The sequence below is a fragment of the Agreia pratensis genome (assembly GCF_900177685.1).
GTDB lineage: Bacteria > Actinomycetota > Actinomycetes > Actinomycetales > Microbacteriaceae > Agreia > Agreia pratensis.
This window is the reverse complement of the sequence record NZ_FXAY01000001.1, coordinates 291,190-317,622: the sequence shown is the minus strand read 5'-3', so window position 1 is coordinate 317,622 and position 26,433 is coordinate 291,190. Positions and strand designations below refer to the sequence as shown.

Annotated in this window: 24 protein-coding genes; 19 read left to right on the top strand and 5 right to left on the bottom strand. The window is 65.0% G+C overall.

Annotation, left to right across the window (positions count from 1 at the left end; translation table 11 throughout):
* Positions 1–120 precede the first annotated feature (120 nt).
* Genes B9Y86_RS17700 through B9Y86_RS01550 form a run of 3 tightly spaced genes read left to right on the top strand, consistent with a single transcriptional unit; the run spans position 121 to position 5,584 of the window.
* Complete coding sequence (locus tag B9Y86_RS17700) at positions 121–3,687, top strand: efflux RND transporter permease subunit (RefSeq protein ID WP_244894583.1); 3,567 nt, start codon at positions 121–123, stop codon at positions 3,685–3,687.
* The gene (locus B9Y86_RS01555) at positions 3,684–4,898 is read left to right on the top strand and encodes a sensor histidine kinase (RefSeq protein WP_085482290.1); all 1,215 of its coding nucleotides are present in this window, start codon (positions 3,684–3,686) and stop codon (positions 4,896–4,898) included. The genes B9Y86_RS17700 and B9Y86_RS01555 overlap by 4 nt, the downstream gene beginning before the upstream one ends.
* Entirely contained in the window at positions 4,895–5,584 is a 690-nt protein-coding gene (locus B9Y86_RS01550) for a response regulator (protein ID WP_085482288.1), read from the top strand. Before B9Y86_RS01555 ends, B9Y86_RS01550 begins: the two co-directional genes overlap by 4 nt.
* 21 nt (positions 5,585–5,605) lie before the next feature.
* Here B9Y86_RS01550 and B9Y86_RS01545 read toward each other — a convergent pair whose 3' ends face one another.
* Positions 5,606–5,968 (bottom strand): hypothetical protein, encoded by a 363-nt coding sequence (locus tag B9Y86_RS01545; RefSeq protein WP_085482286.1) that lies wholly within the window; start codon positions 5,966–5,968, stop codon positions 5,606–5,608.
* Positions 5,969–6,099: 131 nt separating this feature from the next.
* A complete protein-coding gene (locus B9Y86_RS01540) occupies positions 6,100–7,671 on the bottom strand; it encodes an amino acid permease (RefSeq protein WP_085482284.1) in 1,572 nt (523 codons plus the stop codon).
* Positions 7,672–7,902: 231 nt separating this feature from the next.
* Between B9Y86_RS01540 and B9Y86_RS17695 the strand changes: the two genes are divergently transcribed.
* Genes B9Y86_RS17695 through B9Y86_RS01520 form a run of 5 tightly spaced genes read left to right on the top strand, consistent with a single transcriptional unit; the run spans position 7,903 to position 13,021 of the window.
* Complete coding sequence (locus B9Y86_RS17695) at positions 7,903–9,285, top strand: glutamine synthetase family protein (protein WP_244894582.1); 1,383 nt, start codon at positions 7,903–7,905, stop codon at positions 9,283–9,285.
* The gene (locus B9Y86_RS01535; protein WP_244894581.1) at positions 9,272–10,087 is read left to right on the top strand and encodes a gamma-glutamyl-gamma-aminobutyrate hydrolase family protein; all 816 of its coding nucleotides are present in this window, start codon (positions 9,272–9,274) and stop codon (positions 10,085–10,087) included. Before B9Y86_RS17695 ends, B9Y86_RS01535 begins: the two co-directional genes overlap by 14 nt.
* Positions 10,084–11,451, top strand: a complete 1,368-nt coding sequence (locus B9Y86_RS01530; protein WP_085482280.1) for an aldehyde dehydrogenase family protein — start codon at positions 10,084–10,086, stop codon at positions 11,449–11,451. Before B9Y86_RS01535 ends, B9Y86_RS01530 begins: the two co-directional genes overlap by 4 nt.
* Positions 11,448–12,239, top strand: a complete 792-nt coding sequence (locus tag B9Y86_RS01525) for a 3-oxoacyl-ACP reductase (RefSeq protein ID WP_200920079.1) — start codon at positions 11,448–11,450, stop codon at positions 12,237–12,239. The genes B9Y86_RS01530 and B9Y86_RS01525 overlap by 4 nt, the downstream gene beginning before the upstream one ends.
* 14 nt (positions 12,240–12,253) lie before the next feature.
* Entirely contained in the window at positions 12,254–13,021 is a 768-nt protein-coding gene (locus B9Y86_RS01520; protein WP_085482278.1) for a FadR/GntR family transcriptional regulator, read from the top strand.
* A 73-nt stretch (positions 13,022–13,094) separates the two neighbouring features.
* Here B9Y86_RS01520 and B9Y86_RS01515 read toward each other — a convergent pair whose 3' ends face one another.
* Positions 13,095–13,289 carry a hypothetical protein gene (locus B9Y86_RS01515; protein WP_085482276.1) on the bottom strand — a complete coding sequence of 65 codons (195 nt, stop codon included), beginning with the start codon at positions 13,287–13,289 and terminating at the stop codon, positions 13,095–13,097.
* Positions 13,290–13,567: 278 nt separating this feature from the next.
* Here B9Y86_RS01515 and B9Y86_RS01505 point away from each other — a divergent pair, with 278 nt between their 5' ends.
* From B9Y86_RS01505 to B9Y86_RS01460, 10 genes are all read left to right on the top strand, one after another.
* A complete protein-coding gene (locus B9Y86_RS01505; RefSeq protein ID WP_425319454.1) occupies positions 13,568–15,016 on the top strand; it encodes an alpha,alpha-trehalose-phosphate synthase (UDP-forming) in 1,449 nt (482 codons plus the stop codon).
* The gene (gene otsB / locus B9Y86_RS01500; RefSeq protein ID WP_085482270.1) at positions 15,013–15,849 is read left to right on the top strand and encodes a trehalose-phosphatase; all 837 of its coding nucleotides are present in this window, start codon (positions 15,013–15,015) and stop codon (positions 15,847–15,849) included. The genes B9Y86_RS01505 and otsB overlap by 4 nt, the downstream gene beginning before the upstream one ends.
* Positions 15,850–15,868: 19 nt before the next feature.
* The gene (ilvD, locus tag B9Y86_RS01495; protein ID WP_085482268.1) at positions 15,869–17,563 is read left to right on the top strand and encodes a dihydroxy-acid dehydratase; all 1,695 of its coding nucleotides are present in this window, start codon (positions 15,869–15,871) and stop codon (positions 17,561–17,563) included.
* An 82-nt stretch (positions 17,564–17,645) separates the two neighbouring features.
* Positions 17,646–19,475, top strand: a complete 1,830-nt coding sequence (locus B9Y86_RS01490; protein ID WP_085482266.1) for an acetolactate synthase large subunit — start codon at positions 17,646–17,648, stop codon at positions 19,473–19,475.
* A 3-nt stretch (positions 19,476–19,478) separates the two neighbouring features.
* On the top strand, positions 19,479–19,988 hold the full coding sequence (ilvN, locus tag B9Y86_RS01485; RefSeq protein WP_085482264.1) for an acetolactate synthase small subunit: 510 nt from the start codon (positions 19,479–19,481) through the stop codon (positions 19,986–19,988).
* 68 nt (positions 19,989–20,056) lie between these two features.
* The gene (gene ilvC / locus B9Y86_RS01480; protein ID WP_483398199.1) at positions 20,057–21,103 is read left to right on the top strand and encodes a ketol-acid reductoisomerase; all 1,047 of its coding nucleotides are present in this window, start codon (positions 20,057–20,059) and stop codon (positions 21,101–21,103) included.
* Positions 21,084–21,785 carry a DUF998 domain-containing protein gene (locus B9Y86_RS01475; protein ID WP_085482260.1) on the top strand — a complete coding sequence of 234 codons (702 nt, stop codon included), beginning with the start codon at positions 21,084–21,086 and terminating at the stop codon, positions 21,783–21,785. Before ilvC ends, B9Y86_RS01475 begins: the two co-directional genes overlap by 20 nt.
* A 107-nt stretch (positions 21,786–21,892) precedes the next feature.
* Positions 21,893–22,696 (top strand): DUF1684 domain-containing protein, encoded by an 804-nt coding sequence (locus B9Y86_RS01470; protein ID WP_244894580.1) that lies wholly within the window; start codon positions 21,893–21,895, stop codon positions 22,694–22,696.
* Between the two features lie 30 nt (positions 22,697–22,726).
* Entirely contained in the window at positions 22,727–23,233 is a 507-nt protein-coding gene (locus B9Y86_RS01465) for a hypothetical protein (protein WP_085482256.1), read from the top strand.
* Positions 23,234–23,242: 9 nt separating this feature from the next.
* Positions 23,243–23,608 (top strand): hypothetical protein, encoded by a 366-nt coding sequence (locus B9Y86_RS01460; RefSeq protein WP_085482254.1) that lies wholly within the window; start codon positions 23,243–23,245, stop codon positions 23,606–23,608.
* Here B9Y86_RS01460 and B9Y86_RS01455 read toward each other — a convergent pair.
* Positions 23,605–24,006: a DoxX family protein gene (locus B9Y86_RS01455; RefSeq protein WP_085482251.1), complete on the bottom strand. Its 402-nt coding sequence runs from the start codon at positions 24,004–24,006 to the stop codon at positions 23,605–23,607. The two genes, B9Y86_RS01460 and B9Y86_RS01455, sit on opposite strands and share 4 nt — an antisense overlap.
* An 88-nt stretch (positions 24,007–24,094) precedes the next feature.
* Between B9Y86_RS01455 and serA the strand changes: the two genes are divergently transcribed.
* Positions 24,095–25,684, top strand: coding sequence for a phosphoglycerate dehydrogenase (gene serA, locus B9Y86_RS01450; RefSeq protein ID WP_085482249.1), 1,590 nt, complete (start codon positions 24,095–24,097; stop codon positions 25,682–25,684).
* An 8-nt stretch (positions 25,685–25,692) separates the two neighbouring features.
* Here the strand turns inward: serA and B9Y86_RS01445 are convergent, their stop codons facing one another.
* The gene (locus tag B9Y86_RS01445; RefSeq protein ID WP_228515247.1) at positions 25,693–26,292 is read right to left on the bottom strand and encodes a TetR/AcrR family transcriptional regulator; all 600 of its coding nucleotides are present in this window, start codon (positions 26,290–26,292) and stop codon (positions 25,693–25,695) included.
* Between the last annotated feature and the right edge of the window lie 141 nt (positions 26,293–26,433).

The following is a 26,433-nucleotide window of genomic DNA, read 5'->3' as shown; positions in this document are numbered from 1 at the left end:
AGTGGTACCAAGGGCCCATATCCACAGCGTGGAGATGGCTCTTTCTGAGGACGCTGCGGCAGGCGGCGGACTGTCATGGTGTGGAGGTTCGTACCTCTGACGCAAGAAAGACCCCTCCACATGATCCTGCTCACCCGCCTGAGCCTCGCCAATCGCGCGATCGTCGCTCTCCTCAGCCTGTTGATCGTCGGGGTCGGCCTCTGGGCGACATCGACGATGAAGCAGGAGCTGCTGCCCGCAATCGCTCAGCCGACAGCGGTCGTCGTCGTCACCAAGGCCGGCGCCTCGCCGGCGACGCTCGACAAGCAGGTCATCGTTCCACTCGCGCAGGCGTTGGAGGCGGTGAGCGGGGTCGACGAGGTGACATCGACGACGTCTAACGGATCGGCACAGGTCACCGTGACGTGGGCGTTCGGCGGCGATGACAGCAAGATCGTCGCCGACGTGGATGCGGCCACAAAGACGGCGCTCGCATCCGCTCCGAGCGGAGTGACATCGACCGTCATCGATGGAAGCACCGGCGACATCCCCGTGCTCGCTCTCGGCCTGACCAGCGACGACACCATCGAGACTTTCGCCGAGCGCGTGGATTCGATTCTCGTTCCGGCCATCAAGAAGGTCCCCGGGGTGCGCGGCGTCGAGGTGACTGGGCGCACCCAGGAGCGCGTTCTCGTCACCATCGATCCTGCGGCGCTCGTCGCCTTCAAGATCGATCAAGCCGCCGTCGGCGCTCTCCTCCGAACCGCGGGCACGGTCGTTCCGGCTGGCACCAGCGTTGACGGCGAGCAATCGCTCGCCATCGAGGTGGGCCAGGAGAACGCAACGCTCGCCGATATCGCGTCGATGCCCATCCCCGCGCTCGCGGGCCCCGTGCTGCTGTCACAGGTCGCCACGGTCGAGCTGGTTCCGGTAGACCAGAGCTCGCTCTCGCGCGTGGACGGCAGGCCGTCTGTCGGGCTGACGATAACGAAGACACCGGATGCCAATGCCGTGCAGGTCTCCCATGCCGTAGCCGACGTCGTTGCGGCTCAGGTCGCCGACCTCGGAACCGCGAGCGCCAGCCACACGATCTTCGACCAGTCGACCATAGTCGAGAAATCGATCCACGACCTGTCTGTCGAGGGCGGTCTCGGCTTGCTCTTCGCCATCCTCATCATTCTCGTGTTCCTCCTGTCGCCGCGAGCGACCATCATCACGGCTATCTCGATACCCCTGTCTCTGCTCATCGCCGTCATCGGATTGCGACTCGGAGGCTTGTCGCTCAACATCTTCACTCTTGCCGCTCTCACCGTCGCGGTGGGTCGCGTCGTCGACGATTCGATCGTCGTGATCGAGAACATCGTTCGGCGTCGGGGCGATACAGGCCTCACTCCGGATGGCGTGCGCGCCTCGGTGTCTCAGGTCGCGGGCGCGGTCACGGCGTCGACCCTCACCACGGTCGCAGTCTTCCTGCCGGTCGCGTTCGTCGGCGGCATAGCCGGTGAACTGTTCCGGCCCTTCGCCGTGACCGTCGCGGTGGCCCTCCTCGCGTCGCTCATCGTGTCGCTCACCATCGTGCCGGTGCTCGCGTACTGGTTCTTGCGTAAGCCGAAAGCGTCGGCACAGGGCGACGAGCACGCGGCGCCCGCGCCGGTTGCCGAACACGTCGAAGCGACGACCCGGCTGCAGCGCGGCTATCTGCCCGCTCTCGCCTTCGCCTTGCGCCGTCCGGTCTTGATGGTGGTTGTCGCCGTGCTGGTCTTCGGCGGCAGCCTCGTGGGCGCCGGCTCCCTCAAAACCGATCTGCTCGGGGGATTCTCGGACGCTCGCGCTGTGCAGGTGCAGCAGAAGATGCCCGTAACAGCCACCCTCGCCTCGAGCGACGCCGTCGCGGCTGGGCTCGAGAAGTCGATCTCGTCTGTGTCAGAGGTCGAGTCCTATCAGACGACCGTCGGTATGCAGGGCGCCCCGGTCCGTCTCGATCTCGTGCTCAGGGCGAACGCGGATCCTGAGTCGGCAATGGCGGCGATCCGCAACGCTGTCGAGGACCAACCCCGTGCCGAGGACATCACTGTCGAGGCGCAGGCGACCCAGACCACGAGTTCCACGATCGACGTGCTCGTGAAAGGAAACAACGAGGTCGATCTTGCGGCCGCGGCGACAGCGCTTTCCGAGCGTCTAGGCAAGCTCGACAAGGTCAGCGCGGTGACCACCGATCTGGCGGGCGATCAGCCGCTGCTCAAGGTAGCCGTCGATCAGAATGCTGCGGCGGCTCAGGGCTTCACCACGGCCGAGGTCGGAGCGGCGATCACCGCCGCCGTCGAAGGCGAACGATTGGGCACGGTCAGTGTCGATGGCGTGACGCGTGACCTCGTGCTTCGCTCGCAACAGACCGACACCACCCCCGCTGCCATCGGGGCGCTCCCGCTGCCCGTGTCGGCGATCCAACAGCAACGTGCGCAGAAGACCGCCACAGACTCCGCCACTCAGGAGCAGGAGAATGCCGCGGCCGCTGCGCGGGCGGAAGCGAATCGACAGGCGGCCAACCAGGTGTCCGAGCTCGTCGCATCCCGGGCGAAATCGGTTGCAGACGTGGCAGCTCTTCGCGAGCAGCTGGCGAGCCTCATCGCCAACCCGCCACCGGCAGACCCCGCGCCGGTGACAGCGGGTGAACTGGCGGCTGTTCCGTACGAGCAACTCGTGGCTCAACTCAGCTCGGCGATCGACGGTGCCGCCTCCGGCATCGACAGTCTCGACGAGCAGATCAAGACCGCACGAAAAGCCATCGCCGATGGCCAAGTTCAACAGGCCGAAACGGAGCGTCTGGCGCAGCTTCAGCGCGACATAGAGAACGTGCGTGCGACACCGCTGCTGGTGAGCGATCTCGCGACGGTGGAGGTCGTCAACGCTCCGTCGACCATCACGCGCAGCAATGGCGAGCGCGTGGTGACCGTCTCTGTCACGCCGAAGGCGGGAGATCTCGGGGGTGCGACAGGAGAGATCAATGCTGCCGTCGCGGCGGTCGACCTGCCCGACGGCGTGAGCCTCGGCCAGGGCGGTGCCGCGGAGGATCAGTCCGAGTCGTTCATGCAGCTCGGGCTCGCCATGGTGATCGCGCTCGCTCTGGTCTATATCGTGCTGGTCGCCACGTTCCGTTCGCTGCTGCAGCCGCTACTGCTTCTCGTGTCGGTTCCTCTCGCGGCGACCGGCGCCATCGTCGGCCTGCTTGTCACAGGAACGCCCCTCGGTATTCCTGCTTTGATCGGCATGCTGATGCTCATCGGAATCGTGGTCACGAATGCCATCGTGCTCATCGACCTCATCAACGAATACCGTCGGGAGGGTGCGAGCATCGATGATTCGGTGACTCATGGAGCACGACTACGGCTGCGCCCGATCATCATGACGGCGTGCGCCACGGTGTTCGCGTTGCTGCCGATGGCCCTCGGGCTCACAGGCGGCGGAGCCTTCATCTCGAAATCTCTCGCCATCGTGGTGATCGGTGGACTCCTGTCGTCGACAGTGCTGACTCTGCTCGTCGTTCCAGCGATCTACGTTCTGCAACACCGCGGAGCGGAGCGTCGGAAGGCCAGACGGGACCAGAAGTCGGAGCGGGTGACGACAGATCAGATCGCCATCCTCGCGGGGGATGCCACGGTCGGGGACGAGACGGCAGGCGAGAGTGGTCATGCGAGACTGACGACATGACCGTGTCGGCGAGCATGACCCGCGGCATCGCCTCTTTCGCCCACCAGGGCAGGAGACGGCCGCGCACGGTCGATGTGCTCATCGCCTTGAGCTGGGTGCTGCTGAGTAGCTTCAGTGTGGCAGCCATCCCAGGCTCCGAGGTGGTCGCTCCCGGGGTCAGCGTGTTGTTGGTCGCCGCGGGGCTGGTGTTCTTCCGCCGAAGCAGGCCTGTTCTCACGTTCGCCATCAGTTTTGTCGCGACGCTCCCTCTCGCGCTGTTCGACCCGACGCTGGGCTCCCTTGCGGTCGCATACTCGGTCTTCGCGATCGCCGTCTACGACGTCCCTCGCCGGGCGTGGCAGTGCGCGTCGCTCTCAGCGGGCGTCCTCCTCGCCGCGGCTCTTTTCTCTCCCTTCGGCTTCCTGCCCGCCAACGACAGGGCGCTCGGCAATGGAATCGCCGGTGTGGTGACATACGTGGTCACCGGGTTTCTCACCCTGCTCGTCGCGTTGCTGTGGGGCCAGAATTCGGGTTCGAGAAAGCGCTACGTCGATGGGCTCGTCGAGCGCGCGCATCACCTGGAGCGCGAGCACGATCAGCAGGTGCAATTGGCGGTGCTTGCCGAGCGTTCGCGGATCGCCAGAGATGTTCACGACATCGTCGCTCACTCGCTGTCTGTCATCGTGCGCCTCAACGACGGCGCAGACGCGGTGCTCGAACGAGAGCCGCTGAAAGCGAGAGAAGCCATCGGCCAGGTCGGGGGAGTGGCGCGCTCGGCGCTCGGTGAGATGCGGCGCGTGATCAGCGTTCTCGAATCGTCGCCGCAGAGCACCTCGCTCTCTGCAGGCGCAAGCTACGAAGACCTCGAACGTCTCGTCGAGGTCTACCGCGGTGTCGGTCTGCCGGTGAGCTTGACGGTGAACGGCAGGACTCCCTCGCAGACGGGTGTGCAGATGACGATATTCCGAGTGGTGCAGGAGGCCCTGACCAACGTTCTGCGGCACAGTGAGGCGCCCTCACTGGTCGGGGTCAGCGTGGAAAGCGACAGCGATGTCGTGGTGACGGTACGCAGCGACGGGCACATCCATAACGAGTCATCCGGCGACTCGGTCGGTCGGGGCCTCGTGGGTATGCGGGAGCGAGCCGCCCTCTATGGCGGGACCCTCGCCGCAGGCCCAGATGAGGAAGGCTCCTGGATTGTCCGGCTCGTTCTCCCCGGTGCCGGCGCATGAGTCGCATCAGGGTGTTGATCGTCGACGATCAGGCGTTGATCCGCAAGGGAATCGCCATGGTGCTCGGAGCGACCGATGACCTCGAGGTGGTCGGCGAGGCGAGCGACGGTCTCGAAGCGGTGTCGCTCGCCGCGACGCTCGTTCCGGACATTGTGCTGATGGACGTTCAGATGCCGCGAATGGACGGTATCGATGCAACACGCAAGATCACTGCCGTCGGACCCGCCAGCCGAGTCATCGTGCTCACCACATTCGATGTGGATGCTTATGCCTTCGGTGGGCTCGACGCCGGCGCAAGCGGGTTCTTGTTGAAGGATTCATCTAGCGAAGACATCCTCGCGGCCGTTCGTGCGGTGGCGGCAGGAGACGCCGTTCTCTCCCCGCGTATCACGGCAGAACTCGTCCGGCGCTATGAGGCCTTGAGCTCTCGCGCCGGAGACGCCACGACGCTTGTCACTGAGAACGCCCGCCAGGTCGCGCAGGAGCGCATGAGAGCACTCACCGATCGAGAACGTGACATTTTCGACGCCGTTGTGCGCGGCCTCTCTAACGCGGAGATCGCTCAGGAGCTCTGGCTGTCTGAGTCGACCGTGAAGACGCACGTCGGCCGCGTGCTGCAGAAGCTTGAACTACGCGATCGTGTGCAAGCCGTCGTCTTCGCGTTTCGCAACGAGGTCGCCCCGTAGGGCCTCGCTCGAAAAGTCGGGCTACGCCGCGCGCACCGGTCCGACGAGCGTCGTCGTGCGCGGCGCTGCATCGGTGACCGCCTTGGCGAGCTCGGCGGGAACGTCGACAGTGTTGATCGGGGCGAGAGGGGTGCGCGATGCGGGCGTCTCTGCGACGCGGAAGACTCCGTGGCTCGTCAGGGTCGAGACGATGTCACGGGCGACCGATGCGGCGAGCACGGTGTGGAAGATGTCGTCGGTGTCGGTCGAACTACGTCGCGTGATAGCGAATGAGCCGTACGGTCCGAAGTTCTCCATGAGGGTCTGGTTCACCAGTTCAGAGAGGCGCTGCTGGTTCGCCTCGTCTTGCCGTTCTGCCTTTGCGCGTCGTCGCCATCCGAGCATTTGTCACACCTTCCCACCACGGTCGTAAGAGCAGTGTGCGCCGTGCCGCTTCAGATGCTCTGCAGACACGCCGCGATCCCGCCCAATAGGCGGGATCGCGGGTGATTCTCGGGCGTGTCGGACGATGCCGTCTAGCTGGTCGGTGGACCGCTCTGACCGAGGTCTTCCGTTCGGATCTCCTCGGCGACGGCACCCCCGTAGCCGTCCTTCTCCGGGTCTCCATGCAAGCCGCCGGAGAGCGCGTACTCCTCTTCGGGAGACAACACGAGCTGCTTGCGTCCCCAGACCGCGAATCCGAGGAGGATCAGCGCATAGACGATCACGATCGCGATGATCGCCGGCTGGAACGTGACGTTGAGGAGGAACCCGAGGAAGATGAGGGCCGAGATGACCCCCGCGATCACGGCGCCCGGAATGCCCCACGGGCTCACATAGGGGCGTTTGGCGTTCGGAAACTTCTTGCGCAGGATGACGAACGAGATCATCTGCAGGAGGTAGGCGACGACGGCGCCCCACACGGCGATGTTCAGAATGATGGCTCCGGCCACCGCTCCCGCGCCGTCTTCGTCGACCTTCGAGAGCACGTCGAGCACGATCAGAGCGATGAAGCCGATCACGGCGCCCACGGTGAGAGCGACCCACGGTGTCTGTCGCTTGCCGGTGAGAGAGAAGAACTTCGGGTAGTAGCCGGCGCGAGAGAGGGAGTACATGTTGCGTCCGTAGGCGAACATGATGCCCTGCAGCGAGGCGAGCAGCCCGATCAAGGCGAAGAGCGCGAGCGCGGCGGCCGCCTGGTCGCCGACGATGGCGCGGAATCCGTCGAGCAGGGGCTCGGCCGAGACACCCATCTTCTCTGCACCGATCACGCCCGTGTTGAGGAAGAGAATGAGCAGTCCCGTGACGATCAGCGTTCCGCGCGCCCAGAAGCCGGCCTTGGGAATGTCGCGCACCGGGTTGTGTGCCTCCTCTGCCGCCAGTGGCAGCTCTTCGATGCCGAGGAAGAACCACATGGCGAAGGGCAGGGCGAAGAGGATCGGAACCGCGCCGTGCGGCAGGAACGACGACTGGCCGGGGTCTGGCTCGATGTTGAAGAGGCTGTCCCAGCTGAAGAGACCGGAGAACGCGGCCATGGCCGAGAAGACGAGCAGGATCGCGATGGAGATGATCGAGACGACGATCGCGAACTTGAACGAGATGGCGGCGCCCGCCGAGTTCAGGGCGATGAACACCACGTACAGCACCAACCACCAGATCCACATGTTGTCCGAGAGGTCGAAGTTCAGCAGCTCTGTCGTGATGCTGTTCGCGTACTGGGCAGAGAAGAAGACGATCACGCCGGTGGTCGCCACGTACTCGATGGTCTCTGCCAGGCCCGTCACGAGTCCGCCCCACGGCCCCATGGCCGAGCGGGCGAAGGAGTATGCGCCGCCGGTGTGCGGCATGGCCGCCGCCATCTCGCCGATCGAGAAGATCATGCCGTAGTACATGACGATGAGCAGGGCGAAGGCGATGAGCATGCCGCCGAAGCCGGCGAAGTCGATGCCGAAGTTCCAGCCAGAGAAGTCGCCCGAGATCACGGCCGCGACGGCCAGGCCCCACAGCCCCCAGATTCCGGCCGATCTCTTGAGGGTGCGTTTCTCGAAGTAGCCGTCTGCGGCCTTGCTGTATGTGACGCCCGATCGGCGGGTCTTGCTGTCAGTCACGTGGATCCTCCGGTAGTTCGTTGTCTCGGCAGTGCACAGCGGAACGCCATCGGCTTCCTCGCACGAATTGACCACACACTAGCGTTCTATTGGTTGGTTGGCACCACCTTTGTGTGTAAATTGCATGTTACAAATGCTGGAAAGAAAGTGGCCAGGCCCGACGGAGCTGTGTGATGTAATGGTCGGGTCGACGGGGTTCTGCAGCGCAGGATGCGCCCGTGGCGACCATCGATGAAGGAGCACACCGTGGCATCCACTGCAGGAAATCTCACGCTCGACGCGCTGACCGCTCAGGTCTCGGCCGGCGAGATCGACACCGTGATCGTCGCCTTCACCGACATGCAGGGTCGACTCGTCGGCAAACGACTCTCGGCGCGGCTCTTCGTCGAAGACGCTGCGTCGCACGGAGCCGAGTGCTGCAACTATCTGCTCGCCGTCGACGTCGAGATGAACACCGTCGACGGCTACGACATGTCGAGTTGGGAGCACGGCTACGGCGACATGGCGATGATGCCCGACATGTCGACGCTGCGCACGGTCCCATGGCTTCCCGGTACCGCGATGGTCACCGCCGACCTGCATTGGCTGGATGAGACACCCGTCGAGCCGTCTCCGCGACAGATTCTGGCCGCCCAGATGAAGCGCCTGAAAGACCGCGAACTCGAGGCCTTCGTCGCCACCGAACTCGAGTTCATCGTCTTCGACGACAGCTATCGCTCGGCCTGGTCGAAGGGGTACCGCGATCTCACCCCTGCCAGTGACTACAACATCGACTACGCACTTCTGGCCTCCACCCGCATGGAGCCGCTGCTCCGCGACATTCGCGTGTCGATGGATGGCGCGGGCATGTACTGCGAGGGCGTCAAGGGCGAGTGCAACCTGGGCCAGCAGGAGATCGGCTTTCGCTACGACGACGCGATGGTCACCTGCGACAACCACTCGATCTACAAGAACGGTGCGAAAGAGATCGCCGACAGGCACGGCAAGTCGCTCACGTTCATGGCCAAATTCAACGAGCGCGAGGGCAACTCGTGCCACGTGCACATCAGCCTCAGGGGCACCGACGGCACGGCCGTCTTCAGCGATCCGGATGCCGAGAACGGCATGTCGACGATGTTCCGTCACTTCATGGCCGGCCAGCTCAAGACCCTGCGCGAGCTGACGCTGTTCTTCGCGCCCAACATCAACTCCTACAAGCGCTACGTCGACGGATCGTTTGCACCGACGGCCGTTGCATGGGGCCTCGACAACCGCACCTGCGCCCTGCGCGTGGTGGGCAAGGGGCTCGGAATGCGCGTCGAGAACCGGGTTCCGGGCGGTGACGTGAACCAGTACCTCGCCACGGCGGCGCTGATCGCCGGCGGCCTCTACGGCATCGAGAACGAACTCGAGCTCGAGGATGCCACGGTGGGCAACGCCTACACTTCCGGTGCGCCGCGGGTGCCCACGAATCTGCGTGACGCGGCGGAGCTCTTCGGATCGAGCGAGATCGCGCGAGCGGCATTCGGCGACGAGGTCGTCGATCACTACGTCAACAACGCCCGCATCGAGCTCAAAGCCTTCGACTCGGCCGTCACCGACTGGGAGAGGATCCGCGGCTTTGAGCGCCTCTGATCGGCTGCCCGTCATCGGGCTCACAACGTACCTCGAGCGCGCGAAGACCGGCGTCTGGGACGTGCCCGCATCGTTTCTGCCGAAGGTCTACTTCGACGCTGTCGAGAAGGCCGGAGGCATCGCAGTGCTGCTTCCGCCGCAGGCCATCAGTGAAGCGATCGCCGACCGCCTGCTCGACTCGCTCGACGGGCTGATCCTCACCGGGGGCAAAGACATCGAGTCATCGCGCTACGGGCAGGATGCGCACCCGGAGACCGACGAGCCGCGTCCCGACCGCGACGCCTGGGAGGATGCGCTGCTGCGCCGGGCGATCGAGCGCGAGATTCCGTTCCTCGGCATCTGCCGTGGAGCGCAGATGCTCAACGTCGCCCGAGGGGGCACTCTGCACCAGCACCTGCCGGATGTCGTCGGCGACCGTCGATACCAGGCCGGCGAGGGCGTCTTCAATCACGTCGAGGTTAGCGTCGCCGAGGATTCGCGCCTCTCGTCGCTTCTCTTCCCGTTCCCTGAGCCTGTCGAAGGGAACTCCTCGAACGGCCCCCTTCGACAAGCTCAGGGAACGGACGCGATCGACGTTCCCGTCTATCACCACCAGGCCATCGATGCGCTCGGCGACGGACTCGTCGTCACCGCACGCACGCCCGACGGAACGATCGAGGCGGTCGAGCTCGACTCGGTTCCGTTCGGTGTGGCCGTGCAGTGGCATCCCGAAGAGTCGCGCGACGACATCCGCCTGTTCGCAGGCCTCGTCGAGGCAGCAAGACAGTATCGAGCCCAAGAACAGGACAGCCCCAACGCATGAGCAGCTACACAGTGATCAACCCTGCGACCGAAGAGGCCGTCACCGACGTCGAACTCTTCGACGTCGAGGGCACCGACGACGCCATCGCGAGGGCATCGGATGCGCAGAGAGCGTGGGCGCGTCGGGCCCCGGCCGAGCGGGCCCAGACTCTGCGCGACTTCGCGGCGGCCGTCGACGCCGACGTCGAGGCCCTCGCCCAACTGGAGACCCTGAATTCGGGCCATCCGATCGGTCAGGCTCGGTGGGAAGCGGGCCACGTGCGCGACGTGCTCACCTACTACTCGGCAGCGCCCGAGCGCCTTTTCGGCAAGCAGATCCCTGTCGCCGGCGGGCTCGACGTGACCTTCCATGAGCCGCTGGGAGTCGTCGGTGTCATCACCCCCTGGAACTTTCCGATGACCATCGCCGCGTGGGGGTTCGCTCCGGCGCTCGCGGCCGGCAACGCCGTGGTGCTCAAGCCCGCCGAATGGACGCCGCTGACCTCGATGCGGCTCGCGGAGATCGGGCTCGAGGCGGGGTTGCCCGACGGGCTGTTCCAGGTGCTGCCCGGTCACGGGTCGGTGGTGGGCGACCGCTTCGTCACGAATCAGACCGTGCGCAAGGTCGTCTTCACCGGATCGACCGCGGTCGGCAAGAAGATCATGGCGAAGAGCGCCGATCAGGTGAAGCGCGTGACGCTCGAGCTCGGTGGCAAGAGCGCCAACATCGTGTTCGCCGACTCCGACCTCGAGAAGGCCGCCGCATCGGCGCCCGCCGGAGTCTTCGACAATGCCGGTCAGGACTGCTGTGCCCGCTCGAGAATCCTCGTGGAGCGCAGCGTCTACGACCGCTTCATGGAGTTGCTGGAGCCTGCCGTGGCCAAGGTCGCTGTCGGAGACCCGCGCGACGAAGCGACCGAGATGGGCCCCCTCGTGTCGGCGAAGCACCACGCACAGGTCAGCTCGTACGTTCCCGATGAAAGTCAGGTCGCCTTCCGCGGATCGGCGCCCACGGGCGCCGGCTACTGGTTTGCGCCGACCGTGCTCACACCTGGCCGCGACGACCGCACCGCGACGGAGGAGATCTTCGGACCCGTCGTCACCGTGCTCCCATTCGATGGCGAGGCCGACGCGGTGTCGCTCGCGAACGCGACGGAGTACGGCCTCTCGGGAAGTATCTGGACCCGCGACGTCGGCCGAGCCCTGCGTGTATCGAGAGCCGTCGAAGCAGGCAACCTCTCGGTGAATTCGCACTCGTCTGTTCGCTACACGACGCCCTTCGGCGGCTTCAAGCAGTCGGGCCTCGGCCGCGAGCTGGGCCCCGACGCACCCCTCAGTTTCACCGACACCAAGAACGTCTTCATCGCCGTAGAGGAGCTCTCATGACCGACCTGCCCACCATCGACCTCACGAAGCGGCTCGCCGGCAAGGTGGCGGTGATCACCGGGGGAGCCAGCGGCATCGGCTTCGCCACGGCCAGGCGCTTCGCCGCCGAGGGAGCCACCGTCGTCATCGGCGACATGGATGCTGCCTCCGGTGAGCGCGCAGCCGAGGCCGTGGGCGGCCTCTTCGTGCAGGTGAACGTCACAGACGAAGCTCAGGTCGACAATCTGTTCAAGGTGGCTTTCGACACCTACGGATCCGTCGATGTCGCCTTCAACAACGCGGGCATCTCGCCGCCCGACGACGACTCCATCGAGACCACCGAGCTTCCAGCGTGGGAGAAGGTGCAAGACGTGAACCTCAAGTCGGTGTACCTGTGCTCGCGCGCCGCTCTGCGCTACATGGTTCCGCAGAAGCGCGGATCGATCATCAACACCGCGTCGTTCGTGGCCGTGATGGGATCGGCCACCTCGCAGATCTCGTACACGGCGTCGAAGGGTGGAGTCCTGGCCATGTCGCGTGAGCTCGGAGTGCAATTCGCCCGTCAGGGCATCCGGGTCAACGCTCTCTGCCCGGGCCCCGTTAACACGCCCCTGCTGCAGGAGCTGTTCGCCAAAGACCCGGCACGGGCTCAGCGTCGTCTGGTGCACATTCCCCTCGGCCGTTTCGCCGAGCCAGAGGAACTGGCCGCCTCGGTCGCCTTCCTCGCGAGCGACGACTCCTCGTTCATCACGGGCTCGACCTTCCTCGTCGACGGGGGCATCAGCTCCGCCTACGTGACGCCCGAATAGCGGGCGGCGAAGCGATGACCGATTCCGCGGGCGGGCCGCATCCGGATGCCGCGGGCCTGGCCGGCGACGCTCTGTTGCGCCGGGTGCGCACCGGCAATGCCTTCGAAGACACGGTCTCGAGGCTGCTGCAGACGATTCGCCTCGGAGTGGTCTCGCCGGGGGACGCCCTTCCCAGCGAGCGCGATCTCGCACTGCGCTTCGGGGTGAGCCGAGACACCGTGCGAGACGCCATCAAGGCGCTCGCGGATGCCGGCTTTCTCGTCTCCAGGCGCGGGCGCTACGGCGGAACCTTCGTGAGCGATCGGGTTCCTCTCGTCGGGCTGAGCAGCGTGCTCGACGACACCGCGCGCCAGCCTGAGCAGGTGTCGCAGGCGGATCTCGACGACGTGCTCGGGCTTCGCGACCTCCTCGAGGTCGGTGCAGCTCGTGCGGCGGCCGACCGCTCGCTGACGAAGGCGCAGCGCGAACTCCTGTGGACGAGCATGCGTGAGACCGCAGACGCAGAGGCCGACGATTATCGGAGGCTGGACTCCCGCCTGCACCTCGCGATAGGCGAGCTGGTCGGCGTGCCATCACTCATGGCGCTGTTGGCCGACAACCGCATGCGTGTCAACGAGTTCCTCGATCACATTCCGCTGCTCGAGCGCAACATCGCGCACTCGAATGAGCAGCACGAACAGATCGTGCTCGCGATCCTCACGGGTGATTCCGAGAAGGCGGCAATCGCGATGCGCGAGCACCTCGAGGGATCCGAGGCGCTGCTGCGCGGCTTCCTCGCCTGAAGCCCCGTTCCCTGAGCTTGTCGAAGGGCCTGAGTCGAAAAGCCCCTTCGACAGGCTCAGGGAACGGAGGAGACTACTTCGCGTCGAGTTCGCGCGCGTCGTCGTCTGCCTGCATCACGCTGCCGATGGCGAGGGCGACCGTGATGCCCCAGCTCACCCACATGAGCGCCAGGCGCCAATCGCGCGGACCCTGCCTGGTGGTCTGCAGCACGGACCAGGCGCCGACGACGGCACCGATCACACTCGAGTTGAAGATGAATTTGCGCATACGAGCCTCCGGGGTTCAGGTTTTCAGGCTAGTCGCTCTGCCCACGCGCCGCCTCGGGGTTCCGGATGCTCGGGGTCGCCTTGTATAGCGCATGCTCAGCGAACCGGCGGGCGAACGCGGGCGACTGGTAGCCTGATAACTGGTCTACACGGTCGACGACTTCGTCGGCGGCAAACGAGGAGTTCACCATTTCCACGGAAGAGGCCGCACCGCGGCCGAACACCCCTGTCGGTACCTACGATCTCGTTGTCGTCTCTAACAGGCTCCCTGTAGACAAGGTGACCCGCCCCGACGGCAGCGTCGAGTGGCGCACGTCTCCCGGCGGCCTCGTAACCGCGCTCGAGCCTGTCATGAAGCAGGCCGACGGCGCCTGGGTCGGGTGGGCTGGAGTGGCCGACGACGAATCGGAGCCCTTCGAACACGACGACATCTCGATCGTTCCCGTCACCCTCAGCGCTGCCGACATCGAGGAGTACTACGAGGGCTTCTCGAACGACACGCTGTGGCCGCTCTATCACGACGTGATCGCACCGCCCACGTATCACCGCGAGTGGTGGGAGTCGTACGTGCGGGTCAACCAGCGCTTCGCTGAGAAGGCGGCATCGGTCACCGCGACCGACGGCACGGTCTGGGTTCAGGACTACCAGCTCCAGCTGGTGCCCAAGATTCTGCGTGAGCTGCGCCCCGACCTCACCATCGGCTTCTTCAACCACATTCCGTTTCCCGCATACGGCATCTTCTCGCAGCTGCCGTGGCGGGCCCAGATCATCGAGGGACTTCTCGGAGCCGACCTCATCGGTTTCCAACGCGCGGCCGACGCGGGCAACTTCACGCGCGCCGTGCGTCGTCTGCTGAGCTTCACGACGAAGGGCACGGCGATCGATGTGCCGATCGACGAGGAGATCTCGGAGGCGATCGAGCCTGCCCGGGTCTCGACATCGAGAAGAGGAAGCCTGGTGCGCACCGTGCACGCGCGGCATTTCCCCATTTCGATCGACACGCAGAGCTTCGAAGACCTTGCCCGTCGCCCCGATATCCAGGCCAGGGCGAAGGAGATCCGCGCGGGACTCGGAAACCCCAAGGTCGTTATGCTCGGCGTCGATCGACTCGACTACACGAAGGGCATCGGCCACCGGCTCAAGGCGTTCGGTGAACTCCTCGCCGATGGCGCGGTCACTGTCGAAGACGTGACGCTCGTGCAGGTCGCGAGTCCGAGTCGTGAACGCGTCGCCGCATACCAGCAGCTGCGCGACGAGGTCGAACTCACTGTCGGCCGCATCAACGGCGACTACTCCAGCATCAGCCACACCGCGATCAGCTACCTGCACCAGGGGTATCCGAGAGAAGAGATGGTGGCGCTCTACCTCGCGAGCGATGTGATGCTCGTCACCGCTCTGCGTGACGGCATGAATCTCGTGGCCAAAGAATATGTGGCCAGCCGCTTCGATGACGACGGCGTTCTGGTTCTCAGCGAGTTCGCCGGCGCTGCCGACGAGCTCAAGAGTGCGCTTCTCGTGAACCCGCACGACATCGACGGCCTCAAGGAGTCGATCCTCGAGGCGATCCAGATGACTAAGAGCGAACGAACCAAGCGGATGCGTGCGCTGCGCAAGAGAGTGCGCGACTACGACGTGTCGCGCTGGTCCACCGCGTTCCTGTCGACCTTGACCGATCCGAGCGGCACACCCTCGTATGTCGCGACCAAATGGGGAGCATCCGACCGATGAGTACTCCGTCGACCACCGCCAGCCACGTCGGCGAATCCGGCATCCAGCTCGATGAGACCGACGAACTCATCGCCCGTCTGCGCGAACTCGCCCGAACCGAGCGCCTGCTGGTCGCGCTCGACTTCGATGGCACTCTTGCGCCCGAGGTCGATGTTCCGAGCCACGCGCGCGCCCTTCCCGAGGCGAGGCGTGCGGTGCTCGAGCTGCTGAAGCTCGATTCGACGCGCGTCGCCCTCATCTCCGGCCGCGCGATGGAGAGCCTGGAGCAGGTGAGCGATCTTCCCGACGACGTGCTGCTCGTCGGTTCGCACGGCGTCGAGATCCGGCTCGACAGCCCCACTCGGCTCACACTCGATACGCAGGAACTCGCCCAGGTCGACGTGCTCAGCGAGGTGCTCGAAGACGTGGCAGACCGCGTCGACGATGTCTGGATCGAGTCGAAGCCCGCGGGCTTCGCACTTCATACCCGTCTCGCCTCCGACGAGGGCAGCAGGCAGGCCCACCTCATGGCGCTGGCCGAGACGAAGTCCGAGATCGAAGGTCTCACCGTGCGCGAAGGCAAGAACGTGCTCGAGTTCTCGATCAGGTCGACGACCAAGGGCGAGGCGCTTCTGCATCTCAAGGAGTACACGAAGGCAACGGCCGTGTTCTACGCGGGCGACGATGTGACCGATGAAGACGCGTTCGCCGTGCTGCGCAGCGGCGACTTCGGCCTGAAGAGCGGCTCGGGAAAGACGATCGCGGAGTTCCGCGTGAGCGACGAGGCCGAGGTCGCACAGGTGTTGGCCATGCTCGGCCAATTCCGAGCCGAGGCGCGCATGTCTGCTAGCTGAGTGGTTCTAAACTCGTAACATGCCCGAAATAGACATGAAGCCGCGCAGTCGCGTCGTCACCGATGGAATCGAAGCCACTACCTCGCGCGGAATGCTTCGAGCCGTCGGAATGGGAGATGCCGACTGGGAGAAGCCGCAGATCGGCATCGCGAGCTCGTGGAACGAGATCACGCCCTGCAATCTGTCGCTCGACCGTCTCGCCCAGGGTGCAAAAGAGGGTGTGCATTCGGGCGGTGGCTACCCGCTTCAGTTCGGCACCGTCTCCGTCTCCGACGGTATCTCGATGGGCCACGAAGGCATGCACTTCTCACTCGTTTCGCGAGAGGTCATCGCCGACAGTGTCGAGGTCGTTATGCAGGCCGAGCGCCTCGACGGCTCGGTTCTTCTAGCCGGATGCGACAAGTCGCTGCCCGGCATGCTCATGGCGGCTGCCCGGCTCGACCTCGCGAGCGTGTTTCTCTACGCTGGTTCGATCGCACCGGGCTGGGTGAAGCTCTCTGACGGCACCGAGAAAGACATCACCATCATCGACTCGTTCGAGGCTGTCGGTGGAGTGAAGGCCGGCACCATGAGCGAGGCGGATGCCAAGCGCATCGAATGCGCGTTCGCGCCGGGCGAGGGCGCCTGCGGTGGCATGTACACGGCCAACACCATGGCCAGCGTCGCCGAAGCCCTCGGCATGAGCCTGCCCGGCTCCGCTTCTCCCGCGTCTGCCGATCGTCGCCGCGACTACTACGCGCACCGCAGCGGCGAGGCCGTCGTCAACATGCTGCGCCTCGGCATCACCGCCCGTGACATCCTGACCAAGCCGGCGTTCGAGAACGCCATCGCCGTGGCGATGGCCCTCGGAGGCTCGACCAACGTCATCCTGCACCTTCTCGCGATCGCCTATGAGGCCGATGTCGACCTCACGATCGACGACTTCAACCGCATCGGTGACACGATCCCGCACCTCGCCGACATGAAACCGTTCGGCCGCTACGTCATGAACGACATGGATCGCCACGGCGGCCTGCCGGTGCTCATGAAGGCGTTGCTCGACGCCGGTCTGCTGCATGGAGACGTTCTCACTGTCACCGGCAAGACGCTGGCCGAGAACCTGGCCGAGCTCGACATCCCCGAGCTCGATGGCAAGGTCCTCCGCACGCTCGACAACCCGATCCACCCCACCGGTGGACTCACGGTTCTCAAGGGTTCGTTGGCTCCCGAGGGTGCCGTCGTCAAGACGGCCGGATTCGACGCCGCGGTCTTCGAGGGCCCCGCGAAGGTGTTCGAGCGTGAGCGCGCTGCCATGGATGCGCTGACCGAGGGACTGATCGAGCATGGAGACGTCGTGGTGATCCGCTACGAGGGCCCGAAGGGCGGCCCCGGAATGCGTGAAATGCTCGCCATCACGGCCGCCATCAAGGGAGCCGGCCTCGGAAAAGATGTACTACTATTGACGGACGGCAGATTCTCAGGCGGCACAACCGGACTGTGTATCGGCCACATAGCACCCGAAGCGGTGGACGAAGGTCCTATCGCCTTCGTGCGCGATGGTGATCTAATACGGGTCGATATCGCCGCTCGCTCCCTCGAGTTACTCGTCGAGGCCGATGAGCTTGCAGCCCGCCGAGACGGCTGGGCCCCTCTTCCTCCGCGCTATACCCGTGGCGTTCTGGCAAAGTACTCGAAACTGGTGAAGTCGGCAGCGACCGGCGCCATCACGGGGTAGTACCGCGCTCCACCCTCATCACCATTCGTCTGCTGCAGTGCAAAGGCGACACGCTGTGCAGGCACCAAGCTAGGAAAACAACATGCCCGTGGATCCATCTCCCGTGCCAAGCTCTCCGGCGTTTCCCAAGCCGGCCTCCTCTCCCTCTGGAGCGAACACCCCTGAAATCCTGACGGGCTCTGGCGCGATCCTGCGCTCGCTCGAGCACCTCGGTGTAAAAGATGTCTTCGGGCTTCCCGGCGGCGCCATCATTCCGTTCTACGACGAGCTCATGGCGTCGACCGCGATCAGGCACATCCTCGTTCGGCACGAGCAGGGCGCCGGCCACGCGGCCGAAGGCTACGCCTCGTCGACGAACAAGGTGGGCGTCGCCATCGCGACGTCCGGCCCCGGCGCCACCAACCTGGTGACGGCCATCGCCGACGCATACATGGACTCGGTTCCCGTGCTCATCATCACCGGACAGGTCTTCTCGACCCTGATGGGCACCGACGCGTTCCAGGAGGTCGACATCGTGGGTATCACGATGCCGATCACCAAGCACTCCTTCCTGGTCACCAAGCCGGAAGACGTGCCCGCGACCCTCGCCGCCGCGTATCACATCGCATCCACCGGCCGACCAGGCCCCGTGCTCGTCGACATCACGAAAGATGCGCAGCAGAACTCGGCACCGTTCGTGTGGAACCCGAAGGTCGACCTCGCGGGGTACCGCCCGGTGACCAAGGCGCACGGCAAGCAGATCCAGGCCGCGGCTCAGCTCATCCTCGAGGCGAAGAAGCCGGTCTTCTACGTCGGTGGCGGAGTCATCCGGGCCGAGGCATCGGCCGAACTCGCCGTGCTGGCCGAGACGACCGGAACGCCCGTGGTCACCACGCTGATGGCACGAGGCGCGTTCCCTGACTCTCACGAGCAGAATCTCGGTATGCCGGGCATGCACGGAACCGTGCCCGCCGTTCTCGCGCTGCAAGAGAGCGACCTCATCGTCGCTCTCGGAGCGCGCTTCGACGACCGCGTCACCGGCAAGGTCAGCGAGTTCGCGCCCAACGCCAAGATCGTGCACGTCGACGTCGACCCGGCCGAGATCGGCAAGATCCGCGCGGCTGACGTTCCCATCGTGGGCGACGCGAAAGATGTGATCGCCGATCTCACGAAGGCGTTCGTGGCCACGGCTGCCGCCACAGAGACGCGGCCCGACATCGCCGACTGGTGGGAGTACCTTCGCGGCCTGCAGGTCGAGTTCCCGCTCGGCTACGCGGAGCCGACCGACGGTCTGCTCTCGCCGCAGTACGTGATCAAGCGCATCGGCGAGCTGTCCGGACCAGAGGCGATCTATGCATCCGGAGTCGGCCAGCACCAGATGTGGGCGGCCCAGTTCATCAAGTACGAGCGGCCCAATGCCTGGCTGAACTCCGGCGGCGCCGGCACCATGGGCTACGGCGTTCCCGCCGCCATGGGCGCCAAGGTCGCCGAGCCCGACCGCACCGTATGGGCGATCGACGGTGATGGATGCTTCCAGATGACCAATCAGGAACTGGCGACCTGCACGATCAACAACATCCCGATCAAGGTCGCCATCATCAACAACTCCTCGCTCGGCATGGTGCGGCAGTGGCAGAGCCTGTTCTACGACGGACGGCACTCGTTCACCGACCTCAATACCGGCCATGGCACGGCGATGGTGCCCGACTTCGTGAAGCTCGCCGACGCGTACGGCGCTCTCGGCATCAGAGTCACCAAGGTCGAGGAGATCGACGCGGCGATCAAGCTCGCGATCGAGACGAACGACCGCCCGGTCGTGATCGACTTCATCGTGAGCCGAGATGCCATGGTCTGGCCGATGGTTCCGCAAGGCGTCAGCAACTCGCTGATCGAACACGCACAGCAGATCGCCCCAGAGTGGGATGAGGAGTAGACCATGAGCCACCACGTTCTCTCCCTGCTCGTCGAAGACAAACCAGGTCTGCTCACGCGGGTCGCCGGTCTCTTCGCCCGCCGCGGATTCAACATCGAGAGCCTCGCCGTGGGCGCATCCGAGATCGAAGGACTCTCGCGCATCACGGTCGCCGTCGATGTCGAGGAGCTGCCGCTCGAACAGGTCACCAAACAGTTGAACAAGCTCATCAATGTGATCAAGATCGTCGAGCTCGAGCCAGACCAGTCGGTTCAGCGAGAACACATGCTCGTGAAGGTGCGCGTCGACAACTCGACGCGGTCGCACGTACTCGAGGCTGTGAATCTGTTCCGAGCTCGCGTCGTCGACGTCTCCACCGATGCTTTGGTCATCGAGATCACAGGCGACTCCGGTAAAACGAATGCGTTCCTGCGCGTCGTAGAGCCTTACGGAATCAAGGAGTTGGCCCAGTCGGGCCTGCTCGCCATCGGCCGCGGATCAAAGAGCATCACCGAACGCGTCTTCAAGAATTAGTACTACTGCGCTGGTCGAGTAGGCCGCCCGCGGCCGTATCGAGACCACCGCAATCGAACACAAACCACATAACAAGGAGCAGTAATAAAGTGACCGAAATCTTCTACGACAAAGATGCAGACCTGTCGCTCATCCAGGGCAAGAAGGTGGCCGTCGTCGGCTATGGCTCGCAGGGCCACGCCCACGCGCTCAACCTGCGCGACTCCGGCGTCGATGTCGTCATCGGACTGAAAGAGGGATCGAAGTCGATCGCCAAGGCTCAGGAGGCCGGCTTCACGGTGCTGAGCGTCGCAGAGGCGACCGCCCAGTCCGACGTCATCGTGCTGCTCGCTCCCGACCAGTTCCAGCGTCACATCTACCGCGATGACATCGCCCCCAGCCTGAAGCAGGGCGCGACCCTCGTGTTCGGTCACGGCTTCAACATCCGCTACGACTACATCCAGGCGCCCGACGGCGTCGACGTGATCCTCGTCGCTCCCAAGGGCCCGGGCCACACGGTTCGCCGCGAATACGAGGCCGGCCGTGGCGTTCCCGTGATCGTCGCCGTCGAGAAAGACGCCTCCGGTTCTGCCTGGCAGCTCGCCTGGTCGTACTCGCGTGCGATCGGCGGCCTGCGCGCCGGTGGAATCAAGACCACATTCACCGAAGAGACCGAGACCGACCTGTTCGGCGAGCAGGCCGTTCTCTGCGGCGGTGTCTCGCAGCTCGTTCAGTACGGCTTCGAGACCCTGACCGAGGCAGGCTACCAGCCGCAGATCGCGTACTTCGAGGTACTGCACGAGCTGAAGCTCATCGTCGACCTCATGTGGGAGGGCGGCATCGCCAAGCAGCGCTGGAGCGTCTCCGACACGGCCGAGTACGGCGACTACGTCTCGGGTCCCCGCGTCATCACGCCCGAGGTCAAGGCCAACATGCAGGCCGTCCTCGCCGACATCCAGAACGGCGCGTTCGCGAAGCGCTTCATCGATGACCAGGATGCCGGAGCTCCCGAGTTCCTCGCGCTGCGCGAGAAGGGTGCCCAGCACCCGATCGAGGCCACGGGCAAGGAGCTGCGCGCTCTGTTCGCCTGGAAGCAGCAGGACGCCGACTACACCGATGGCTCCGCCGCGCGGTAGTCTCCTGACTCACGACACGACGGCCGCCCCGACTCAGTCGGGGCGGCCGTCGCCGTTTCTCCGCGTCGCTGCCTGGGCAGGCATGGCGCTCGTCGGCGCCTACGTGGTGATCGATGTGGTGCTGCAGCTGTTGCCACCCCACTACAGCCCGATAGCCGACGCAGAGAGCAACCTCGCTGTCGGGCCCTTCGGCTGGCTGATGAACCTGAACTTCCTCGGACGAGCGGCCATGACGTTCTGTGTGCTGATCGTCGTCGCTCGCATCGGGCCTGTCTTGGCGACGCGTCGCATTGGATCGGCGTTTCTCGGGCTCGCCGGACTCTGTTCGGCCGCCCTCGTGTTCTTTCCGACCGACGTGAACGGGCCTGGCGAGTTCGGCATCGCACCCACGACGCTCGTCGGAACCGTTCACGTCGCGTTCGCCACCACAGGCTTCATGCTCGCCTTGGCCGCCATGGCTCTTCTGACACACTGGATGCGCCGGGCGCCCGAAATGCTCGGCTTGCGTCGGCCCGCCACCGTCTTTCTGGTGCTCGCTGTCGTCGGCCTCGTCTCCCTGACGATCTCGATCGCGGTCGCGCCCGCCGTGCTCGGCGCCACCGAGCGCATCTGCCTTCTGGGAATTCTCGGCTGGGCGTTCGTCGTCTGCATTGGTGGCGTCGCCACAACGCAGGAAAAATAGACTGTGCGGGCGATTTTCGTCCTTCGTCGAACGTTTCTTCCTGCACTACAGCGCGGCCCTTCGGGAATCGGACGCGCCAGCCGCGAGTTGAGAGGATCATGGACGCTGTGAACAACACCTCTACCTCCGCTGCCGAAGCCGACTTCCTGCGCTTCCGCCAGACTCGTCACCGCTATGTCACCTCCCCGCAGGGCCCGCTGGCTCTGGTGAGCACCACGGAGATCGACTCCGAGCGCTCCATCGACGGCGTGCCCGGGCTCTGGGCACCTATCCCGACCGGCGGCGGCGTGAGGGTCACGGCGGCCGCGGCCGACGGCATCCGCGTGGATGGCGAACTGATCGACGGCACCGTCGATATTGCCGGATCCGACACGGTCGTTCCGTCGACCCTGGCCTTCGGCGGCGGAGCGACCGGCACCGTCTACCCCGGAGTCGAGGGGCACTACATCGTGCGTGTATGGGATCCGGCAAACGAGAAGGCCGAGAACTTCGACCGCATCTCGGCCTACGAGTTCAAGCCCGAATGGGTTCTCGAGGGAACATTCACGCCCACCGAGAAGCGTGCCATCGGCATCGAGCACATCAAAGACGAGGGTCGTCTGCGTGACGAGGTGCTTCCCGGTGACATCGACGTGGTGATCGGCGGAGAATCTCGCACTCTGGCGGCCTTCGAAGACGAGGGAAAACTGCTGCTGGTCTTTCAGGATCTCACCACGGGCGACGAGACCTACGACGTCGGGCGCTTCCTCGCCGTGCGTCCTCGCCGAGACGGCTCCGTCGAGCTCGACTTCAACCGCGCGTACATTCCGCCGTGTGGGTTCTCCGACTGGTTCAATTGCCCGATGCCTCCGAAGCAGAATCGCTTCGTGTTCCCTGTCGATGCGGGGGAGAAGCGCGTTCTGTCGGTTTAGCGTCTGTGGTGAGCGGCTAATCTTGCCTACATGACGAGCCGCAACGACGACGCCCTGAGCTGGGCGGGCGACGACGACCCCACGCTGACTCCGCCCATCCAGGCGGGCTCGACCGGCGCGGCCGGCGCGCCCGGCGTCGAGAACGCAGAGCGCGCTGAGGCGCCGACGGTTCTCGAGCAGGCCGAGCTGGCCGAAGACGCCAAGGTCGAAGCCGAACTGGCTGCGGCCGAGAAAGCGTCTGCCCAGCTGAGCTCTGCGGCACTCATCACGCTCGGTATTCTGGGCGGCGTCTATCTGCTCTACACGATCGGCTGGGCTATCGTCGTCGCCCGCACGACCGTCACGTTCTTTCCGCTCGACAGCCTCTTTCTCGAGATCTGCTTCCGCATCGGTCAGTTCCTCTCGATCGCCGCGGCGCCCCTGTGGTTCGTATCGACTCTGCTGCTGACGCAGAAGAGAACGTGGCGTTCGCGCCTCGGCTGGCTGCTGCTCGGAGTCTTCGTGCTCGTGCCCTGGCCGTTTATCCAGGGAGCGTAGGAGCACGCCATGACCAAGAACACCGCTGCAACACCGAACGCCGTCGCCACGAGATCGACATTTCGCGAACTCACCTTCTCGAAGAAGGTCGGCTGGGCCGTCGCACTGCTCTTCGCTCTCATCTCTGCCATCTGGGTCTGGGTCGGGGTGGCCAACCTCTTCGAGGCGATCGCCACCTTCGGCCTCGGCCTCACAGGCCTCTCGTGGCTCGTCTTCATCGGCTCGATCGCTGCCCCGATCGTCACCTACGGGCTGGGCTTCCTCGTCGGCTGGCGTATGCCGGCTTGGGCCAAGGCGGTCGTCTTCCTCGTGGCCCTCGCCGTGACGATGGTCATCAAGGCCGACCTGGAGTCGCTGCTGCTCGGCGGCCTCTAAGTGGCGACGCCCACCCAGATGATCAGCGCGGCCAACACGATCTGGCCGATCAGTCGGGGCCAGAACGGGATGGCGACGGCGCCGAAACGCTCGCGATTCGCAGCCGCATACGCGTTGGCAGGAAAGACGGCGGCAAGGAAAACGACCAGTGCGATAGCCGCCGCGAGCCGGGTCTGCGGAACGAGCAGGCCGATGCCGCCGGCGATTTCGCAGAATCCGGTGAAATAGACCAGGTTCAGCGGGTTCAAAGCTCCTTCACGGCGGAGCATCGGCGGGATCATCTTCGCCATGATTCGTGCCGCCTTCGGCACGAAATGGTTGATGCCCATGCCGATGAAGACCACGGCGATCGCGATGCGTACGATCGTCACTATTACGGTCAGAGTCGCATCGGTCATGAGCCCATTGTGCCTGCCCCTAATATGGTTCTGGCCGCGCAGTCCCGCGGAAATCCTCTTTACAGAGCCAAACCGAAGGATCCGATCCGTGTCGAAACCGGTCGTCTTGATCGCCGAAGAACTCTCACCCGCCACCGTCGAGGCGCTCGGCCCCGACTTCGAAGTCGTCAACGTCGACGGAACCGACCGACCGGCGCTGCTCGACGCGCTGACGAACGCCGATGCGATTCTGGTGCGTTCCGCCACAAAGGTCGACGCCGAGGCCATCGCCGCTGCGCCTAAGCTCAAGGTCGTCGCTCGCGCCGGCGTTGGTCTCGACAACGTCGATATCAAGGCCGCCACCGCCGCCGGAGTCATGGTCGTGAACGCGCCCACCTCGAACATCATCTCGGCCGCAGAGCTGACCGTCGGCCACATTCTGAGCCTGGCCCGTCACATCCCGGCCGCTCACTCGGCTCTGGCCGAGGGCAAGTGGAAGCGCAGCGCCTACACCGGCGTCGAGCTCTACGAGAAGACGATCGGCATCATCGGGCTCGGTCGCATCGGCGCCCTGATCACCGCTCGCATGCAGGCATTCGGCACGAACGTCGTCGCCTACGACCCCTACGTCACCTCGGCCCGTGCGCAGCAGCTGGGCGTCACCCTGCTCAGCCTCGACGAGCTGCTCGCGCAGAGCGACTTCATCACCATCCACATGCCGAAGACGCCTGAGACCACGGGAATGATCAGCGACGAACAACTGGCGCTGATGAAGCCCACCTCGTTCATCGTCAACGTGGCCCGCGGCGGGCTCATCGACGAAGACGCGCTCCACCGAGCACTCACGGCCGGCACCATCGCGGGAGCCGGACTCGACGTGTTCGTCAGCGAGCCGCCGACCGATTCGCCGTTGCTCGCCCTGCCCAACGTCGTCGTCACGCCCCACCTGGGCGCATCCACTGACGAGGCGCAGGAGAAGGCGGGCGTCTCGGTGGCGAAGTCGGTTCGCCTGGCTCTGTCGGGTGAGCTCGTTCCGGATGCCGTGAACGTCGCCGGCGGAGTCATCGACCCGACGGTGCGACCCGGCATCCCCCTGGTCGAGAAGCTCGGACAGGTTTTCTCGGGCCTCGCCCACAGCCCGCTCACCAGTGTCGACGTCATCGTGCGCGGCGAGATCGTCGACTTCGACGTGAGCGTTCTCAAGCTCGCCGCGTTGAAGGGCATCTTCACGAATGTCGTCAGCGAGACGGTGTCGTACGTCAACGCGCCGCTGCTCGCCGAGCAGCGAGGCGTGACGACTCGCCTGATCACCGAGGCCGTGTCGGAGGAGTACCGCAACCTCATCACGCTCGAGGGAGCGCTCAGCGACGGGTCGCAGATCTCGGTGTCGGGAACGCTGACCGGCACGAAGCAGATCGAGAAGATCGTCGAGATCAACGGCTACGACGTCGAGGTTCCCTTTGCGGAGCACCTCATCGTGATGACCTACGACGACCGCCCAGGCATCGTCGCCATCTACGGCAAGGAGTTCGGCGACGCCGACATCAACATCGCAGGGATGCAGATCGCGCGCCACGTCGCCGGCGGCAAGGCGCTCAGCGTGCTGACCGTCGACTCGCCTGCCCCCGAAGAGCTGCTCGAGAAACTGCGTACGGCCATCGACGCCGACTCACTGCAGGAGATCGACCTCACGGAGTAGCGCAGAGTTCAGTGGCCCGCGCGCTGGGCCGTGACCTCGGTGATCAGATCGACGAGGTCGTCGATGTCTGATCTCGTCAGTTCGGCCGTGTCGGGAGTCATCGATTCGGGAAGAAACGCCGACCCGTAGGCGAGCCCATCGCTGATCAGCATGATCGCCCGTGAGAGAACCGGGTCGCCCGTGCTCTCGAGCACGATCCCGTACCAGGCGTCGTTGGCGGCGCGCAGCGCATCCCGCGCCGTGGAGTTCGAGGCCTGGGCCAGGCGCGAGGTCGCGACCAGCGCCTTGTCGAGCGCGCTGCCCGTCGCCATGGATGTGCGGATCAGGTGTGCGACCGGCCCCGATGGTGACGACCGGATGGCCGCGACGTCGCGCTCGACCAACGTCGCCAGTCGCTCGAGCACACCCTCGATCAGGGCTTCTTTCGAGCCGAAGTGGTAGAGCAGTCCACCCTTGGAGACGCCCGCGGCGGCGGCGACTGCGTCGAGCGTCGCGGCGCGTTCGCCGTTCTCGCCGAGCAGTTCGGCGAAGGCATCGATGATTCGGTCGCGCGTCGATAAAGGGGGCGTGACGGAGTCGATCGGCGGTTTCTCTGAGGTGTCTGGCATCGCTTCGATGCTAGCTGCCCGGAGCGCGTCGAGAAGCACCCGACACAACCTCGTCACTCTCGACGGGAATGCTCGACGCAATCGGAGCGTTGAAGACAGGGCGACTGTACCGGCCGGACGGTATAGTGAAGGTCGCGCAAC